Raw genomic sequence first — 18,193 nt, 5'->3', positions numbered from 1 at the left:
ATGCGCACGGCGATCCCGCAGCGTTTGAGGCAACTTCCGGACACACGGCCATTTTCTGAGTGTTCCAGACGTCAATAGAAGCTCACTCCCCTTTGATACCTGATTAGCCGCCCGGAGTGTTCCATGCCAGATTACCGCTCTAAAACATCCACCCACGGCCGCAACATGGCCGGCGCCCGCGCACTGTGGCGCGCCACGGGGATGAAAGATGACGACTTCAAGAAGCCGATCATCGCGATTGCCAACTCGTTCACCCAGTTCGTACCCGGCCACGTCCACCTCAAGGACCTGGGCCAACTGGTCGCCCGCGAGATCGAACGCGCCGGCGGTGTAGCGAAAGAATTCAACACCATCGCCGTGGACGACGGCATCGCCATGGGCCATGACGGCATGCTGTATTCCCTGCCGAGCCGCGAGATCATCGCCGACTCCGTGGAATACATGGTCAACGCCCACTGCGCCGACGCCATCGTGTGCATCTCCAACTGCGACAAGATCACCCCCGGCATGCTGATGGCCGCCCTGCGCCTGAACATCCCGGTGATCTTCGTCTCCGGCGGCCCGATGGAAGCCGGCAAGACCAAACTCGCCTCCCATGGCCTGGACCTGGTCGACGCCATGGTCATCGCCGCCGATTCCAGCGCTTCTGACGAGAAGGTCGCGGAATACGAGCGCAGCGCCTGCCCGACCTGCGGTTCGTGCTCCGGCATGTTCACCGCCAACTCGATGAACTGCCTGGTGGAAGCCTTGGGCCTGGCCTTGCCGGGCAACGGCTCGACACTGGCCACCCACAGCGACCGCGAGCAACTGTTCCTGCAGGCCGGCCGTACCATCGTCGAGCTGTGCAAGCGTTACTACACCGAGAACGATGAGTCGGTGTTGCCGCGCAACATCGCCAACTTCAAGGCGTTCGAAAACGCCATGACCCTGGACATCGCCATGGGCGGTTCCACCAACACCATCCTGCACTTGCTCGCCGCCGCACAGGAGGCCGAGATCGACTTCGACCTGCGGGACATCGACCGCCTGTCCCGCCACGTGCCGCAACTGTGCAAAGTCGCGCCGAACATCCAGAAGTACCACATGGAAGACGTGCACCGCGCCGGTGGGATCTTCTCGATCCTCGGCTCGCTGGCCCGTGGCGGCCTGTTGCACACCGACCTGCCGACCGTGCACAGCAAGTCCATCGCCGAAGGCATCGCCAAGTGGGACATCACCCAGACTGACGACGAAGCCGTGCACACCTTTTTCAAGGCAGGCCCGGCCGGCATCCCGACGCAAACCGCGTTCAGCCAGTCGACCCGCTGGGAAACCCTCGACGACGACCGTGAAAACGGCTGCATCCGCAGCGTCGAGCACGCCTACTCCCAAGAAGGTGGCCTGGCCGTGCTGTACGGCAACATCGCCCTGGATGGCTGCGTGGTGAAAACCGCCGGCGTGGATGAGTCGATTCACGTGTTCGAAGGCCGCGCCAAGATCTACGAAAGCCAGGACAGCTCGGTACGCGGCATCCTCGCTGACGAAGTGAAGGAAGGCGACATCGTCATCATCCGCTACGAAGGCCCGAAAGGCGGCCCGGGCATGCAAGAGATGCTCTACCCGACCTCGTACCTGAAATCCAAGGGCCTGGGCAAAGCCTGCGCCTTGCTGACCGATGGCCGTTTCTCCGGCGGTACCTCGGGCCTGTCCATCGGCCACGCTTCGCCGGAAGCCGCTGCCGGCGGCGCCATTGGCCTGGTGCAGGATGGCGACAAGGTACTGATCGACATTCCGAACCGCTCGATCAACCTGTTGATCAGCGATGAAGAACTGGCGGCACGCCGGGTCGAGCAGGACAAGAAAGGCTGGAAGCCGGTAGAGAAGCGTCCGCGCAAAGTCACTACCGCGTTGAAGGCTTACGCCCTGCTGGCCACCAGTGCCGACAAGGGTGCAGTACGTAACAAGGCGATGCTCGACGGCCTGTAAGCCTCGCCCATAAAAATGCCCCGCCAGGTGCGGGGCATTTTTTTGCCTGCTCGAATCAGAATTGCGGCGTGTAGGTCATGGTGAACATCACGTTACGCGGATCGCCATAGTAATTGCTGCCCCAGTTCGCGTTGTACGCGGGGATGTAGTACTTCTTGTCGAACATGTTGTTCAGGTTCGCCGCGACGGTGAATTCCTGGTTGACCTTGTAGGCCACCCGCGAATCCCACAGCGCGTTGCCCGGCACACTGAACGTGCGGTCATAGGCGACGGTGCTGCTTTGCGCGGTGACGCCGGCGCCGACGCTGACTTTCTCCCAATCGCCCGGCAACTGGTAGTCACCCCACACCTTGAGCAGGTGTTTAGGAGTCCAGGTGCTGAAGATCTTGCCTTCGTAGGTGTCGTCCTTGAGGAACTTGGTGGTGTTGTAGGTGTAGCTGGAGACCAGTTGCAGGCCAGGCAACACCTCACCGCTCAAGGTGGCTTCAAAGCCCTGGCTGCGGACCTTGCCGGAAGCGAGCGAGCAGTACCAGCCGCCACAGACTTTGCCGCCTTGCAGGTCTTGAGCCGCACGGTTTTCCTGGTCATAGCGGAAGATAGCGAACGACGTATTGAGCCGGCCGTCAGCCAGTTCGCCCTTCAGGCCCAGTTCGTAGTTCTGGCCCTCAATGGGCTTGAGCACGGTCAATGAGGTGGTCAGGTTGGTTTGGGGCTCAAAAGCGTCGGTATAGCTGGCGTAGGCCGACCATTGCTCGTTGAGCGCATAGACCAGGCCGGCGTAGGGAGTGACGTGGCCATTGCTTTGCGTGGTGCTCTGGGTCGGGTCGCCATAGACACCCTGGAAACCGCTCTCGTCCTTGTAGGAATAGTCATACCAACTGGTGCGCGCACCGAGGATCAACGTCAGCGGGTCCAATAGCTGGACGCGCCAGGTGCCATAAATGCCCTTCTGGCGAATGTCATACCAGCTCTTCGTCGCATTCCCTGCCTGGAACAACTGGTTCCTGTCGCGCTGCGGACGGTTGTGGTCGATGTTGAAGATATCCGCACCCGGCGTTGCCGCGCGCGCCCAGAAATCATCCGTGGTGAGTTTGGAATAGTTGGCGCCCAGTACCATCTCCTGCCGCAAACCCAAGCCTTCGAACTTGCCGTCGACATACACGTCCACACCGCGACTCTTGGTGTTGAAGTCGGTGACCCAGTCCACGTAACGCACGGTGCCGATGTCACCGGGGTTGGGGATGGTGTCCCATGTCGCTTGGTAAGTCGCGTCGTTGTGTTCATCCATGGCCACCAGGGCAGCCTTCATCTTCCAGTCATCGTTGAAGCGATGTTCGATATCGGCAAACACCTGGGTCTGGTTATTGACGTTGCGGTTCCAGCTGGCCCCCACAAACGTCGAACGTGGCAGGCCGATGTCGCTGCCGTTGGCATAACGTGGCAGCGACATGAAGTTCGGGCGGGCGTGGCCTTTCTGGTTACTGATGCCGACGCCGACGGTGGTGTCGGGGGTGAAGTCATAGTCGACGGCGGCATACACCGTCTGGTTCCAGCTGCCGGCGTAGTCGACGAAGGAGTTGGTGGTGTCGTAATCCGCCACAAACCGGCCGCGCAAGGTGCCCTCCGAGTTCAGCGGGCCGCCGGCATCAACCTGGGTGCCGTAGTGGTCCCAGGAGCCGGCCTTGGCGGTGATGGTGACTGTCGGCGCCTGCTGGCCGCGCTTGCGCACCAGGTTCATGGTGCCGCCGGGGCTGTTGGCGCCCTGTAGCAAGGCAGCCGGGCCGCGCAGGGTCTCTACCCGGTCATAGATCGCCATGTTCTCGGTGAGGTAGCTGCCCAGCGCGTAGGTGTTACGCGGGATACCCACACCATCGTATTGCAGGGTGCCCACCTCGAAGCCACGGGAAAAGATGAACATGCCGGGGCCGGGGGATTTGGTCGCCGTGAGGCCCGGCGTGCGCTTGACCACCTCGGAGAGTTTGGTGGTGTTCTGGTCATCCATCTGCTTGCGGGTCATGACGCTGACCGATTGCGGGATGTCCTTGAGCTTCTGCTCGCCCTTGCCGATGGTCACCGCGCCGGTGGTGTAGGAGCCGGTGCCTTCGGTTGTAGCGCCAAGGTGCTCGGCGCTGATGGTGGTGGCACCCACTTCAAGGGCTGTGCCTGATGACACACGCTTTTCCAGGGTCACGGTATCTGCGTTGATAAATGCCGCACTCAACCCCGTCCCCGCAAGCAACCTCGCCAGGGCGTCCCGCTGCCCCAGGTTGCCACTCACTCCCGGCGACAGCACCCCCTGCGTCAACTCACTGGGCACCAGCACCTGAAGCCGCGTCACCGCCGAAAACGCCGCCAACGCGCCGTCCAGGCTTTGCTCCTGGATATCGAAGCGGTAGGTCTGGGCCTGCGTCGTCTCAGCAGCCTGCAAATACAACGGCGCAGTGCCGCACGCCAAGGAAATGGCCAGCGCCAGCAAGGGCCGTGCGGCAAATCGGTGTGCCATGGATGATGCTCCCCGGTGCAAAAGTCAGTGAACGGGCGCGGCACTACTTGAGAGTGCTTACTATTTACGCCTCAGTGATCAAGGACGATGGCTTGGGGAGAAACCCTGAAAGTTTTTTGAAAAAGATTCGTCTAGGACGCTTTGCCTTCGCGCAACACCAGCAAATACGGGGTGTAATGCTCGGCACGCAGGTTAAGGGTGTATTCCAGCGCCTTGATGACGGCATCGGGCTTGTCGATCTCGAACACGCCAGACACCACGCGGTTGCGCAACGCATCGCCGAGCACCAGTGTTTTACCGGGCCAGTAGCGATTCAATTCGGCAACCACGTCGGACAGCGGCTGCTGGCGAAACACCAGTTGTCGCTGGCGCCAGGCAAAACCACTGGCGGGGTCGAACGTGTGGACCGCCGTCAGGCGTTGATCCTGATACTCCACCGCACGACCCGGCTCCAGATACACCGGCTCACCCAGGCCGGAGCTGACCTGCACCTTGCCCTGGGCGACTTGCACCTGGGTCTGTGCATCGCGGCGGGCGACGCTGAATTGCGTGCCCACCACCTTCACCCAGCCATCGCCGGACTGCACCACGAAAGGCCGCGATGGATCCTTGGTCACGCTGAAAAACCCTTCGCCCCGCAGCAGGCGAACCTGGCGTTCACCGGCACTCATGCGGATCTGCACCGCGCTGTCAGTGTTGAGTTGCAGTTGCGAGCCATCCGCCAGTTCGACCGTGCGCGACTCACCGGTGCCGGTGGCGTAGTCGGCCCGCAGGCGATCCAGCCATGGCGTGTTTTGCAGCGTCAGCCCGACCGCCAAAAGCATCGCGGCAGCATACGCCCAACGCCGTGCCGGCTTGCGCCAGGCCGCTTGCTCGGCCCGGCGAATCACCCGGGCCGGTTCGCGCAGGCCGCCCAGCATCGCCTGGACTTCCTGCCACGCATCATCCTGGGCGGCGCCCTGCCCCAGCCAGACGGAAAACGCCTCGATTTCGGCCGCCGTGACATCGTCGGCCTGGAGCCGGAAATACCAGCCGGACGCTTCGGCAAACAACTCGTCGGCAGTGGGTGCGGCGATCATGACCGGCGTCCTTGTTCATCACAGGCCAGCCGCGCCTTGATAAAGGCACGGCATTCGATCAAGGCCCGACGCAATTGGTATTCCACACTGCGCGGGGTGATCGACAAGCGTTCGCCAATCTCGCGGTAGGAAAGTTCGTCGACATGATAGAGCAGGAAGATCTGCCGAGTCGCTTCGGGCAGCGCCAGGATCGCATCCTGCATCAGTTGCTCCTGTTGATAGGCGGCCAATTGCTCGTCGGCACCTGGGTTGCCGCAGGGCAGTTCTTCGCTGGGCTCGCCGGCATCCAGGCGCTCGCGGCGGATGGCCTGGCGCTGATGGTCGCGCACCAGGTTGCTGGCGATGGTGAAGAGGAAGGCAGGGAGGTTGTCGATCTTCTCGCCGGAGTCGAGGCGGGCCAGGCGCAGGAACGATTCCTGGGTCAGGTCGGCGGCCACCTGGGCGCTGCCGGTGCGGCGGGTGACGAAGGCTTCGAGGGCCTTCTTCTGCTCCGCAAACAGGCGCGCGATCTGAGAATTCCAGGAGAGCACAGCACTACCTTGAGAAGAACGGGATGTTCAGGAAGTGCGCACGCTAGCAGAAGATGAGATTTGTTCGCAATTGATATCTATTTTTGCTGGGGCTTTGCAGTGCTGCTGATGGCCTCATCGCGGGCAAGCCCGACTCCCACATGGACCGAGTTGCCTGAGCGAACTCGGTCCAGGTGGGAGCTGGCTTGCCTGCGATGGCCACGCCTCGGTATTACTGAATCTCGTCCGGCTTGACGATCACCCAGTTCTTATCCGCCGTCACCGGCAACCCTTCCTTGGCCTGGGCCGCCGCGTGCTTGGCCATCATGCCGTTGAGCTGGGTCATGTATTTGTCCTTGCGGTTGATCCACAGGTGGATGCCGCCCTTGGCCACGTCCACATCGTGGAACAGCATGTAGCCGTCACTGGTTGGCGTGTCGCCACCAACGATCACCGGTTTTTTCCACTCATCGATATAGGTCAGGATCGCCGCGTGCTTGCCGGCCATCCAGGTGGCCGGGGTCCACAGGTACGGGGTCAGCTCCAGGCCGAGGTTGGCCTTCTCGTCATACTTGCCGGCGGCAATCTGTTTGCGAGCGGTGGTCAGTTCGCCGGTCTTGCGGTCCTTGAGCAGGGTGCTCACGCCAATCACGTTCTCGGGTTTGACGTTGTAGCCGTACTTCGGATCGGCCGCGACCATGCGCACCAGTTCCTCGGACGCGGCGGTCATCACGTAGACCTCAATGCCGTTTTCCATCAGCTTGTTGAACAGCTCAGCCTGGCCGGTGAAGACTTTCGGCGGCTGCACTTCCATGTTCTTGACCACGTCACCTTCGTAGTAGGTGACCGGCACTGGCTTGCCCGACGCCATCATCTCGTCGACGTAGCCCTTGAGTTCCTTGAGGGTGAAGCCGGAGAAAATCTGCGCGACCCATGGGTAGCACACCATGTCGTCGACTTCGCACAGGCGGTAGTAGTAGCTGAACAGGCTTTCCTTGTGGTCGGCGGTGTCTTTGAACGGAATCAGCTTCAGGGAAGGGTCCATGGTGTCGCGGGTGATCAGGCCCTTGTTTTCCAGGTACGGCAGCAACGACTCTTCAAGGTCGTAGCGGTAACTGGTGTTGTCCATGTCGAACACCGCGAAGTTACCCTTGTTGGCATTGGCGGCAATCATCGTGTCCAGTTGCTTGGCGGCCGCCGCCGGCCAGTGTTTCAACTCGGTGGCGGCAAAGGCCTGGCTCGCAAGGCCCAGGCACAGCGCGGCGGCAAACAGTTTCGGCGCTAGCTTCATGTGCGTTTTCTCCCTGAGTGAAAGACATCGACGCTAACAAATCCCTGTGACAGTTTCCGTCCGAGCGCGACCGCTTTCGTCGTGATCGCGCCAACGCCATACACCTGGGCGCCATTCGCTTATTCCAAAAACGACAGTCACCATTCGATAACGGTATTAAATCAATAAATATCAAGCTGTTACGCTTCCCTGTTCGCAATCGCAGGCTCACGCGATTGGCTGCCTTCTCAACGGAGCTTCAATGAATCTGCCCCTGATTCTCAACTTACTGGTGTTCGTGGCCCTGTTGCTGGGCCTGGCACAAACCCGTCGTACCCACTGGAGCCTCGCCAAGAAGGTGTTGTTCGCGCTGGTACTCGGCGTGATCTTCGGTGTGGTGCTGCACGCCATTTACGGCGCCGGCAACCCGGTGCTCAAGGCCTCGATCGGCTGGTTCGACCTGGTCGGCAACGGTTACGTGCAGTTGCTGCAAATGATCGTGATCCCGCTGGTGTTCGCCTCGATCCTCAGCGCCGTGGCCCGCCTGCACAACGCCTCGTCCCTGGGCAAGATCAGCTTCCTGACCATCGGCACGCTGCTGTTCACCACGGCGATTGCGGCGCTGATCGGTATCGGCCTGACCAACCTGTTCGGCCTCACCGCCGAAGGCCTGGTGGCCGGCACCCAGGAAATGGCGCGCCTGCAAGTGATCCAGAGTGATTACGCGGGCAAGGTCGCCGACCTGAATATCCCGCAACTGCTGCTGTCGTTCATCCCGCAGAACCCGTTCGCCGACCTGGCCCGGGCCAAGCCGACGTCGATTATCAGCGTGGTGATCTTTGCTGCGTTCCTCGGGGTTGCCGCGCTGCAACTGCTCAAGGATGACGTGGAAAAAGGCCAGAAAGTCCTCAACGCCATCGACACCCTGCAAGCCTGGGTGATGCGCCTGGTGCGCCTGGTGATGAAACTCACCCCGTACGGCGTATTGGCACTGATGACCAAGGTGGTCGCCAGCTCCAACCTGCAAGACATCATCAAGCTCGGCAGTTTTGTGGTGGTGTCGTACCTCGCCCTGGGCCTGATGTTTGTGGTGCATGGCGTGCTGCTGTCCCTGGCCGGGATCAACCCGCTGCGGTTCTTCCGCAAGGTGTGGCCGGTGCTGACATTTGCCTTCACCAGCCGTTCCAGCGCCGCGAGCATCCCGCTGAGCATTGAAGCGCAGACCCGTCGCCTGGGGATTCCGCAGTCCATCGCCGGCTTTGCCGCCTCGTTTGGCGCGACGATCGGGCAGAACGGTTGTGCAGGTCTTTACCCGGCGATGCTGGCGGTAATGGTTGCGCCGACCGTGGGCATCAACCCGCTGGACCCGTTGTGGATCGCAACACTGGTGGCGATTGTGACCTTGAGTTCGGCCGGTGTGGCGGGCGTGGGCGGCGGTGCGACGTTTGCCGCACTGATCGTGCTGCCGGCGATGGGCTTGCCGGTGTCACTGGTGGCGTTGCTGATTTCGGTTGAGCCGCTGATCGACATGGGCCGTACGGCGTTGAACGTGAACGGTTCGATGACGGCGGGGGCGATTACCAGCCAGATCATGCAGCAGACGGATAAAGAGCTGCTCAATACCGATGAGCATGCGGAACTGGCGCAGGCTTAACGGCTGAACTTTGTGGCGAGGGAGCTTGCTCCCGCTGGGCTGCGCAGCAGCCCCAAAGCAGGCGACCGAGTTTTCTGAGAGATTGAGAGATCAGCTTTTAGGGCCGCTTCGCAGCCCAGCGGGAGCAAGCTCCCTCGCCACAGCAAGCTCCCTCGCCACATGAGTTTTTAGGCTTTTTCCCAAACCTCAAAGTGATACGCCGGCTTGTCACCCTCAGCCGGATTCTCGACATTCGACACCAGCTTCCACTGGTTCAAATCAAACTCGGGAAACCACGCATCCCCTTCCGGGCTCAATGCCACGCGCGTCAAATACAGGCGATCCGCTTGTTCCAGCCCCTGGGCATACAACTGCGCTCCGCCGATCAGCATCAGCTCATCCATGCCCTGCGCCTTGGCCCATTCCTCCGCCCGCTCCACGGCCGCGTCCAGTGACGGAAAAACTTCCGCACCTTCCAGCGCCAGGTCGGTCTGACGGCTGACCACAATGTTCAACCGGCCCGGCAACGGTCGACCCAGGGAATCCCAGGTCTTGCGCCCCATGATGATCGGCTTGCCCAAGGTGGTGGCCTTGAAATATTTGAAATCCCCCGGCAAATGCCAGGGCATGCTGTTGTCGACGCCGATCACACGGTTTTCACCGAGGGCTGCGATCAGGCTTAAAGGGAGAGTTTTTTTCATGGCGACGAGAATACCAGAGCCGCGCGCGGCATACCCCAACCGGCGTTCCAGCGGTTATGCTCCAGACTCACTGGCTCAACAGGACGACGCGTGACTGCTCTGAATCCCCTGCAAACACTCTGGCTGACCGAAACCGTGCGCCTGCGGGAGGAACACGCGGGCGCCCTGGAAGACCAGGAAGCCAATCGCCTGGCCCGCAGCACCGGCGGTGACTTGCCCACGCGCATCCAGAACCGTGCGCTGTGGCTGGCCGAACGCGATGGCCTGACCGCCGCCCTGACCCGCTGGCTGCAAGGTGCGCGCCTGGCGCTGATCCTGCTGGCGGTGGTCGCTATTATCAGCGGCGCCGGCCTGGCGTTTGCCGCACTGGGCAATGGCCTGGTGCCGGTGAATGTGTTCTGGGCCCTGGGCAGCCTGCTGGGCTTTAACCTGATCCTGTTGTTGAGCTGGGCCCTGGGCCTGTTGTTTGCCGGTGAACACGGCGCCAGCCTCGGGCGCCTGTGGTTATGGCTCAGCGAAAAACTCGCCCGCGACGCCAAGGCTGCGCAACTGGCGCCCGCCCTGCTGCTGTTGCTGCAACGGCGCAAACTCAATCGCTGGGCCGTCGGCGTGCTGGTCAACTGCCTATGGCTATTGGCGCTGCTCAGCGCCATGGTGATCCTGCTGACGCTGTTGGCCACTCGGCGCTACGGCTTTGTGTGGGAAACCACCATTTTGCGGGCCGACACCTTTGTCGCCGTGACCCAAACCCTTGGCGCCCTGCCGGCGTTGCTGGGCTTCAGCGTGCCCACCGTCGAGATGATCCGCGCCAGCGGCGATGCCGCCCTGAATATCGAAAGTGCCCGCCAGGCCTGGGCCGCCTGGCTGGTGGGCGTGCTGCTGGTGTACGGTATCCTGCCGCGGCTGATCCTCGCGCTGCTGTGCCTGTGGCGCTGGAAACGCGGGCGCGCCGCCTTGAGCCTCGACCTCAACCTGCCCGGCTACAGCCAACTGCGCGAACGGCTGATGCCCAGCAGCGAACGGCTTGGCGTCAACGATGCAGCGCCCGACCAATTGCATCACGTGACCGGCGGCGTCAGTGAACTGCAAAGTGACGGCGCCCTGCTGGTGGCTATCGAGCTGGACGAACAGCGCCCGTGGCCGCCGAAGCTCCCGGCCAGCGTCAAGGACGCCGGCATCCTCGACAGCCGCGAATCGCGCAACAAGCTGCTGGAACAGCTCACTCGCTTCCCGCCCGCACGCCTGGCCATCGCCTGCGACCCACGGCGCTCGCCGGATCGCGGCAGCCTCGCGCTGATCGCCGAACTGGCCCGCAGCGCCACAGCCACCCGGGTCTGGCTGCTGCAGGCGCCGGCGGGCCAGGCCCTGGACGCAGAACGCCTGGGTGATTGGCACACAGCACTGCAACAGTTGGAGATTCCGTTCGCCGATTGCGCGCCGCTCACTTGGCTGGAGACCGGTCATGACTAAGCCCCTGAAACTCGCGGTGGTCGGCCACACCAACGTCGGCAAGACCTCACTGTTGCGCACCCTCACGCGAGACGTCGGTTTTGGTGAAGTGTCCCATCGGCCCAGCACCACCCGGCACGTCGAGGGCGCACGCCTGTCGGTAGATGGCGAAGCCTTGCTGGAGCTGTACGACACCCCCGGCCTGGAAGATGCCATCGCCCTGCTCGACTACCTCGAACGCCTGGACCGCCCCGGCGAACGCCTCGACGGCCCGGCTCGGCTGGCGCGTTTTCTGGAAGGCAGCGAGGCCCGCCAGCGTTTCGAGCAGGAAGCCAAGGTGCTGCGCCAACTGCTGGCCTCGGATGCTGGCCTCTACGTAATCGACGCCCGTGAACCGGTGCTGGCCAAATATCGCGACGAGCTGCAAGTACTGGCCAGCTGCGGCAAACCGCTGCTGCCGGTGCTCAATTTTGTCAGCAGCGCCGACCACCGCGAGCCGGACTGGCGCGAAGCCCTGGCCCGCCTTGGCCTGCACGCACTGGTGCGTTTCGACAGCGTGGCGCCGCCGGAAGACGGCGAGCGCCGCCTGTATGAAAGCCTCGCCCTGCTGCTGGAAAATTCCCGTGGGCAACTGGAGCGGCTGATCCTCGACCAGGAAGCCCAACGCCAGGCCCGCCAGCAAAGCGCGGCGCGGCTGATTGCCGAACTGCTGATCGACTGCGCCGCCTGCCGCCGCAGCGTAGTCAGCGAAGCTGAATTGGAGCAACAAGCCATCAGCGAACTGCGCAAAGCCGTGCGCCAGCGCGAACAAAAGTGTGTGGAGGCCCTGCTCAAACTGTTCGGCTTCCGCCCCCAAGACGCCGCCGCCAGCGACTTGCCGCTGCTGGACGGCCGTTGGGGCGATGACCTGTTCAACCCCGAAACCCTCAAGCAACTGGGCGTGCGGGTCGGCGGCGGCATCGCGGCCGGCGCGGCAGCCGGTGCGGGTGTGGATCTACTGGTGGGCGGCCTGACTCTCGGCGCCGCCGCCCTCGCCGGGGCCATCGCCGGCGGTGCCCTGCAAACTGCTCGCAGCTATGGCAGCCGCCTGTTGGGCAAGATCAAGGGCCAGCGCGAGCTGACCGTCGACGACAGCGTGCTGCGCCTGTTGGCCCTGCGCCAGCGGCAACTGCTCAAGGCCCTGAACCTGCGCGGGCATGCGGCGATCCACAGCATCAAGGTCGACACGCCCCAGGACAAGACCTGGCGCGAAGGCAAGCTGCCGGAAGCCCTGAACAGGGCCCGCGCCCACCCGCAATGGTCGTCCCTCAACCCGCATCCGAAACTGAGCCAGGCCGAGCGCCAGGAACAGATCGAAGCCCTGGCCCAGCGCCTCGACGAGACCTAAGCCGCCAACAGGTGCCGGGCCTTGGACTTCAGCACCTCAAGGTCCAGCACCGGCACGTGCATTTCCTTGGCCTGTTCATCCCAGTGACGCATGCGCAGACTCACGGCGCACAGCGGGTCCTGCTCAAACGCCCGGGCTTCTTCGGCCGTCATCACGCCGCCCTGGTAACCCAGGGTGCGGCGGCTGGCTTCGCTCAGGCGCGCGTAGTAATCCGGCTGGCTGAAGGTCAGGTAACGCTTGGCCTGCACGTGGTATTCCACCAGCTTGGCCATGCGCTCGCTGAAACCTGCCCGGCGCAGATAATCAGCGCCCAGCCGTTCATGGCTGACCACGCCATAACCGCCCATGTTCTCGCCGCCTTGACCGCAGATGTGCCCGATATCGTGGAAGAACGCCGCCAGCACCACTTCATCATCGAAGCCTTCAGCCATGGCCAACTGCGCCGCCTGGGACATGTGCTCGATCTGCGACACCGGCTCACCGATGTAATCGGCGGTGCCGTGCTGTTCGTATAAGCCAAAGACTTCGGCGATTGCCTGCTCAGCGTTCATCACGCATTCCCCCATAGCTCTGTGATATTGCGCTCGGCCATCGCGGGCCCGACGCTCATGCCCACACCCGTGTGCATCAACGCCGCACTCACCCCCGGTGCCGCCCGCAGGAACGAGAACGGCGCCGGCCCACGGGAACCATAGACGCCCTGCCAGCGCTCCACGACCTGGATCTTGCAGCCCAGGGTGTGCTCCGCCAGCTCGATCATCCAGTTGTCCACCTGTTCGGCGTTGAACGGTGATGGATCGCTGCCGTAATGATGGGAATCCCCGATGATCAGTTCACCGTACGGTGTCGGACTGATCAGCAGGTGGATGCCGTTTTCATGCAGGTGCGGCACCTCACGCAGGATTTCAGCCTGCACCGGCGCCGCTTCCGGCAGATCCGCAAAAGCGCCGTAGTGCACGCAGCTGAGACCGGTCAGCAGGGCATGTTGCAGGTTCAAATCCACAGCAGGCCGGGCGCGCAGCATTTGCAGGCGGCAGATTTGCGGGTTGAGTTCGGCGATCTGCTCGGCCAGCAAAGTCTGGTAGTCGTGGCCGGAGCAGACAATGATCTGCTCGCCGCGAAAGGAGCCGGCGCTGGTGTGCACCTGGCCGGGCTCGATGTCGCGTACCAGGGTGGAGAAGTGAAACTCCACGTTGAGTTCGCGGCCAAGGTAGTTGATCAGCGCCGGGATGGCTTCCCGGGAATACAGTTGTTGATCGTCCAGGCCATGGAGCGCAGCGCGGTGATGGGCGAACTGGCCGCCGTACAGGTCTTGCAGCGCTGCACCCCGGAGCAGTTCGACGCGATAACCGTGCTCCTGGGCGCGCCCGGCGCAGAAGGCTTCAAGCAGGTGCTCTTCGGCTTCGGTGCGGGCGAACAGGTAGGAGCCATTGCGCTTGAGCTGGATGCCGGCGAGTTGCGCCCACTGGCCCCAGATATCGTGGCTTTCACGGGCCAGGTCGAGCATCGGCCCGGGCGGCTGGCCGGTGACCAGAGCCTGGCCAAAGTTGCGCACGGAGGCGCCCAGCGGTGTGGCGCTGCGTTCGAAGACCTTGACCTTGAGGCCGCGCTTGGCGGCCGCGTAGGCGTGGGACAGGCCGAGGATGCCGGCGCCGATGATCAGCAGTTGTGTCATGAAGTGATGTCCTGAATTCGAGACCGCTATCGCAGGCAAGCCAGCTCCCACATTGGAAGGTATTCACAATCCAAAATGTGGGAGCCGGGCTTGCCCGCGATGAGGCCATCAGCCCAAACGAAATGCCTACTGGCCGGCCACCTTTTCCGACTTACCGTCATAGCGCTTGCGCCATTCGGTCAGGATGCTGTCGCGGTTTTTCGAGGCCCAGGCAAAGTCGTTCTTGATCAACCGCTGTTCGTAGTCAGCCGGCAATTCGGTCTGCGGCTTGGCAATCCCCGGCTGGGCCAGGACCGCGAAGTTTTCCTTGTACAACTCCATCGCCGCCGGGCTTGCGGAGAAGTCGGCGAGTTTCTGTGCCGCGTCCGCATGGGCGGTGCCTTTGATCACGGCGGTAGCCTCGATGTCCCAACCCAGGCCTTCTTTCGGCAGGATGATGTCCAGCGGTGCACCCTGGCGCTTCAGTTGAACGGCCGGGTATTCGAAGGAAATGCCGATCGGGAATTCACCCGATGCCGCCAGCTTGCACGGCTTGGAACCGGAGTGAACGTACTGGCCAATGTTCTGGTGCAGGTCGTCCATGTACTGCCAGCCCTGCTTTTCGCCGAAGGTCTGCAACCAGGCGCTCACATCCAGGAAACCGGTGCCGGACGAGGCCGGGTTGGGCATGACGATCTTGCCCTTGTACTCAGGCTTGGTCAGGTCCTGCCAGCTAACCGGCTTGCTCAGGCCCTGCTTTTCAGCTTCGACGGTGTTGAAGCAGATGGTTGCGGCCCACACGTCCATGCCGACCCAGGCCGGCGGGTTGGCGGCGTCGCGGTAGTTCGCGCCGATCTTGCTCAAGTCGGCCGGTGCGTAGTTTTGCAGCATGCCTTGCTGGTCGAGGATCGCCAGGCTGGACGCCGCCAGGCCCCACACTACATCAGCCTGCGGGCGAGCTTTTTCGGCCAGCAGCTTGGCGGTGATGATGCCGGTAGAGTCGCGCACCCATTTGATCTCGATGTCCGGGTTAACCTTTTCGAAGGCCTGTTTGTAGGTCTTCAATTGCTCGGCTTCGAGGGCCGTGTACACGGTCAACTCGGTCTTGGCGGCAAAGGCATTCAGGCTGAACGCAGTGAGCACAGCAGCGGCTAACGCCAGGGGCTTGAACATGGTGCAGTTCCTTTATGGGTGAATTATTGGCCGGGCGCGGTTTGGCGCCAGGCCTGGGAGCGGCGCAACAAGCCGCGTGAGGCCCACGCCAGCAGCAGGGACACGCCCGCCGAGGTGAACAGAATCAGGGTCGACATGGCCGCCGCGCCGCCGACGTTGCCGGCGTCGTCCATGTTCAGCACGGCGACGGCGGCGAGGATGGTGTCGGGGCTGTAGAGGAAGATTGCGGCGGAAACGGTGGTCATCGCCGACACGAACAGGTAGCGCACGATGTCCAGCAACGCCGGCAGGCAGATCGGCACGGTGACCCGCAAGTAATGGCGGTACAGCGGCGCCTTCAGCGACAGCGCGGCGGCTTCGAACTCCGCATCCAGTTGGCGCAAGGCCGTAGTGGCGGTCATTTGTGCGGTGGTCAAATAGTGAGCAATGGTGCACACCACCAGCAAGCTCATGGTTCCGTAGAACACATGCAGCGGGTTGCCATTGAGGTTGAAAAAGAACACGTAGCCCAGGCCCAGCACCAACCCCGGCACCGCCATCGGCACGAAGCTGAGCATGCGCAATGCCAGGTTCAGGCCCTTCTGGCCGCGGGTTTTTTCCATCAGGTAGGCGCCGGTGAAGATCAGCACGCTGCCGATCAACGCGGTGCACAGGGCCATGGTGATGCTGTTGCGATAGGCCAGCCAACCGCCGCCGGCCGTGTCTTCGAACTGGTAGTGGGCCAGCGACAGCGACAGGTTGTAGGGCCAGAATTTCACCAGCGATGAATAGACCGCCATGCCGAACACCAACAGCAAGGTCGCGCAGATCAGCAGGACGACGGCCAGGTAGCAGCTATCCCGCAGCTTCGACGGCGCCGGCTGGAACACCTGGGCGCGGCCGCTCATGGAGTCGCCATGCCGGCGACGCAACCAGGCGTCCACACCGAAGCTGAACAGCGCCGGCAGCAGCAGGACCATGCCGATCAAGGCGCCCCGGCCGAATTGTTGCTGGCCGACCACGGCCTTGTAGGCTTCCAGCGCCAGCACCTGGTAGTCGCCACCGACGACGACGGGCACGCCGAAGTCAGTGATGGTCAGGGTGAACACCAGGCAAAACGCGGCGAACACCGCCTGGCGGGTCGCGGGCCAGGTGATGCTGCGAAACGCCCGGGACGGGCTGGCGCCCATGCTCGATGCGGCATCGAACAATCGCGCATCCGCCAGGGAAAGCGCCGACAACAAAATCATCAAGGCATGGGGAAAGGTGTAGATCACTTCACCGAGCACGATGCCCCAGAAACCATAGATGTTGTCCGACAGCAGCCCCCGCAGCATGCCCTGGTTACCGAACAGGTAGACCAATGCGATCCCCGGCAGCATCGACGGCGCCATCAACGGCAGCAGCGACATGCCGCGCCAGATCGCCTTGCCGGGAATCAACGTGCGTTGCAGGGCGTAGGCAAACAGATAAGCCAGCGGTACGACGATGGCCGCCACGCTGAGGGAAACTTTCAGGCTGTTACCCAGCAACCAGTGAAAGTTATCGCTGGTGACCAACTCCCGCGCGGCCACCAGGCCGCCGCCCTGCCCGGCTTCACTGCTGAAGCCGCGCCAGAAGATAGCCGCCAGCGGCATCAGCACCGCAACGCTCAACAGGCACAGCCAGAGCAGCTTGCCGCCGACCACAAAAATACGGTCGCCGACGTCGGCACGGGAAACCTGTCGAGCCACGTTATCGGGTATCGGCAGCGTCATATCGCGGGCCATCTCAGGCAAACACCTGCAGGCTGCGCGGGGGCAGCGCGACCCAGATGTCCTGGGCGCCGAGGCGCGGCATGGCTTCCGGGGCCAGCTCGGCCAGCAGCGGATGGCCAGGCAGTTGGTCCAGCTCGAAGCTCATGCGGCAGCGGTTGCCGAGGAAGGTGATCTCGCGGACCTTGGCCGGGAACAGGTTTTCTTCATGCACCGGCGGGTTGACGCTGATGGCTTCCGGGCGGCAGAACAGACGGCCCGACTTTGCAACGCCTGCGTTGTCCGCCAGGCGCATATTCATCCCGCCGACCTGGGCGTGGCTGGCGCTGTTGCGGCTGAACGGCAGCCAGTTGCCCTGGCCGACAAACTCGGCCACGAACGGCGTGGCCGGGCGGTCGTAGATTTCCTGGGGCGTGGCGTATTGCTCGACCTTGCCGTTGTTCATCACGGCGATGCGGTCGGCCATCAACATGGCCTCGTCCTGGTTGTGGGTGACCATCAACGTGGTGATGCCCAGGCGGCGTTGCAGCTGGCGCAGCTCGGTGCACAGATGCTCGCGCACCCGGGCGTCGAGGGCCGACATGGGTTCGTCCAGCAGCAGCAAGGATGGCGCCGGTGCCAACGCGCGGGCCAGGGCTACACGTTGTTGCTGGCCGCCGGAGAGTTGGCCGGGGTATTTTTTTTCGCTGCCTACCAGGCCCACCAGTTCCAGCATCTGCCCGACGCGCTTGCGCACTTCATCGCGACCACTGCCGGTGAGGCCGTAGCCGATGTTTGCTTCGACAGTGAGATTGGGAAACAGCGCGTAGGACTGGAACAGGATGCCGTAGTCCCGCGCCTGGGGTGCCAGTAGGGAAACGTCGCGTTCGCCGAGGTACAACTCGCCGCTGTCCTGACGCTCCAGACCTGCGATGCAGCGCAGCAAGGTGGTCTTGCCGCAGCCCGACGGGCCCAGCAGGCACACCAGTTCGCCGGCGGCGACGTCCAGGGACACGTTATCCAGCGCGGTGAAGGCGCCGAAGCGTTTCTGTACACCGCGCACTTTCATTGGCGCGCCGGGGTTGCTCAGGACTGTGTTCATGGAGGCACCTCATCAAACTGATGAAGCTCATCCTAGGCAGGCAATGCGTCCCTCTT

14 protein-coding genes are annotated in these 18,193 nt (G+C 62.9%); 4 read left to right on the top strand and 10 right to left on the bottom strand.

The window, feature by feature from the left end; all coding sequences use genetic code 11:
- Positions 1-123: 123 nt before the first annotated feature.
- The gene (gene ilvD, locus HX875_RS15865) at positions 124-1,965 is read left to right on the top strand and encodes a dihydroxy-acid dehydratase (RefSeq protein ID WP_122716573.1); all 1,842 of its coding nucleotides are present in this window, start codon (positions 124-126) and stop codon (positions 1,963-1,965) included.
- Positions 1,966-2,020: 55 nt separating this feature from the next.
- Here ilvD and HX875_RS15860 read toward each other — a convergent pair whose 3' ends face one another.
- From HX875_RS15860 to HX875_RS15845, 4 genes are all read right to left on the bottom strand, one after another.
- Positions 2,021-4,468 (bottom strand): TonB-dependent siderophore receptor, encoded by a 2,448-nt coding sequence (locus HX875_RS15860; RefSeq protein ID WP_177043851.1) that lies wholly within the window; start codon positions 4,466-4,468, stop codon positions 2,021-2,023.
- A 131-nt stretch (positions 4,469-4,599) separates the two neighbouring features.
- Complete coding sequence (locus HX875_RS15855) at positions 4,600-5,547, bottom strand: FecR family protein (protein ID WP_177043850.1); 948 nt, start codon at positions 5,545-5,547, stop codon at positions 4,600-4,602.
- Positions 5,544-6,077 carry an RNA polymerase sigma factor gene (locus HX875_RS15850; protein ID WP_177043849.1) on the bottom strand — a complete coding sequence of 178 codons (534 nt, stop codon included), beginning with the start codon at positions 6,075-6,077 and terminating at the stop codon, positions 5,544-5,546. Before HX875_RS15850 ends, HX875_RS15855 begins: the two co-directional genes overlap by 4 nt.
- A 211-nt stretch (positions 6,078-6,288) precedes the next feature.
- Positions 6,289-7,347, bottom strand: a complete 1,059-nt coding sequence (locus HX875_RS15845; protein ID WP_256348106.1) for a haloacid dehalogenase-like hydrolase — start codon at positions 7,345-7,347, stop codon at positions 6,289-6,291.
- Positions 7,348-7,588: 241 nt separating this feature from the next.
- On the opposite strand from HX875_RS15845, the gene HX875_RS15840 reads away from it, so the two are divergent.
- Positions 7,589-8,980, top strand: coding sequence for an L-cystine transporter (locus tag HX875_RS15840; RefSeq protein ID WP_177043848.1), 1,392 nt, complete (start codon positions 7,589-7,591; stop codon positions 8,978-8,980).
- 167 nt (positions 8,981-9,147) lie between these two features.
- Here the strand turns inward: HX875_RS15840 and HX875_RS15835 are convergent, their stop codons facing one another.
- On the bottom strand, positions 9,148-9,660 hold the full coding sequence (locus tag HX875_RS15835) for a dihydrofolate reductase (protein ID WP_177043847.1): 513 nt from the start codon (positions 9,658-9,660) through the stop codon (positions 9,148-9,150).
- A 90-nt stretch (positions 9,661-9,750) separates the two neighbouring features.
- On the opposite strand from HX875_RS15835, the gene HX875_RS15830 reads away from it, so the two are divergent.
- Both HX875_RS15830 and HX875_RS15825 read left to right on the top strand, forming a co-directional pair.
- Entirely contained in the window at positions 9,751-11,130 is a 1,380-nt protein-coding gene (locus tag HX875_RS15830) for a DUF2868 domain-containing protein (protein ID WP_177043846.1), read from the top strand.
- Positions 11,123-12,496: a DUF3482 domain-containing protein gene (locus tag HX875_RS15825; protein WP_177043845.1), complete on the top strand. Its 1,374-nt coding sequence runs from the start codon at positions 11,123-11,125 to the stop codon at positions 12,494-12,496. The genes HX875_RS15830 and HX875_RS15825 overlap by 8 nt, the downstream gene beginning before the upstream one ends.
- Here HX875_RS15825 and HX875_RS15820 read toward each other — a convergent pair.
- The 5 genes from HX875_RS15820 to HX875_RS15800 all read right to left on the bottom strand — a co-directional run bounded on the left by HX875_RS15820 (position 12,493) and on the right by HX875_RS15800 (position 18,137).
- The gene (locus HX875_RS15820) at positions 12,493-13,047 is read right to left on the bottom strand and encodes a phosphonate degradation HD-domain oxygenase (RefSeq protein ID WP_177043844.1); all 555 of its coding nucleotides are present in this window, start codon (positions 13,045-13,047) and stop codon (positions 12,493-12,495) included. The two genes, HX875_RS15825 and HX875_RS15820, sit on opposite strands and share 4 nt — an antisense overlap.
- Positions 13,047-14,171 carry a TIGR03364 family FAD-dependent oxidoreductase gene (locus HX875_RS15815; RefSeq protein WP_177043843.1) on the bottom strand — a complete coding sequence of 375 codons (1,125 nt, stop codon included), beginning with the start codon at positions 14,169-14,171 and terminating at the stop codon, positions 13,047-13,049. The genes HX875_RS15820 and HX875_RS15815 overlap by 1 nt, the downstream gene beginning before the upstream one ends.
- Before the next feature lie 126 nt (positions 14,172-14,297).
- On the bottom strand, positions 14,298-15,323 hold the full coding sequence (locus tag HX875_RS15810) for a putative 2-aminoethylphosphonate ABC transporter substrate-binding protein (protein WP_177043842.1): 1,026 nt from the start codon (positions 15,321-15,323) through the stop codon (positions 14,298-14,300).
- A 23-nt stretch (positions 15,324-15,346) separates the two neighbouring features.
- A complete protein-coding gene (locus tag HX875_RS15805) occupies positions 15,347-17,071 on the bottom strand; it encodes a putative 2-aminoethylphosphonate ABC transporter permease subunit (protein WP_177043841.1) in 1,725 nt (574 codons plus the stop codon).
- A gap of 1 nt (position 17,072) precedes the next feature.
- Positions 17,073-18,137 carry a putative 2-aminoethylphosphonate ABC transporter ATP-binding protein gene (locus HX875_RS15800; RefSeq protein WP_177043840.1) on the bottom strand — a complete coding sequence of 355 codons (1,065 nt, stop codon included), beginning with the start codon at positions 18,135-18,137 and terminating at the stop codon, positions 17,073-17,075.
- Positions 18,138-18,193: the final 56 nt, after the last annotated feature.

Source organism: Pseudomonas yamanorum, assembly GCF_013386765.1.
Lineage (GTDB): Bacteria > Pseudomonadota > Gammaproteobacteria > Pseudomonadales > Pseudomonadaceae > Aquipseudomonas > Aquipseudomonas yamanorum_A.
Note: the sequence above shows the minus strand (reverse complement) of the source record. Positions and strands in the feature narration are given on the sequence as shown.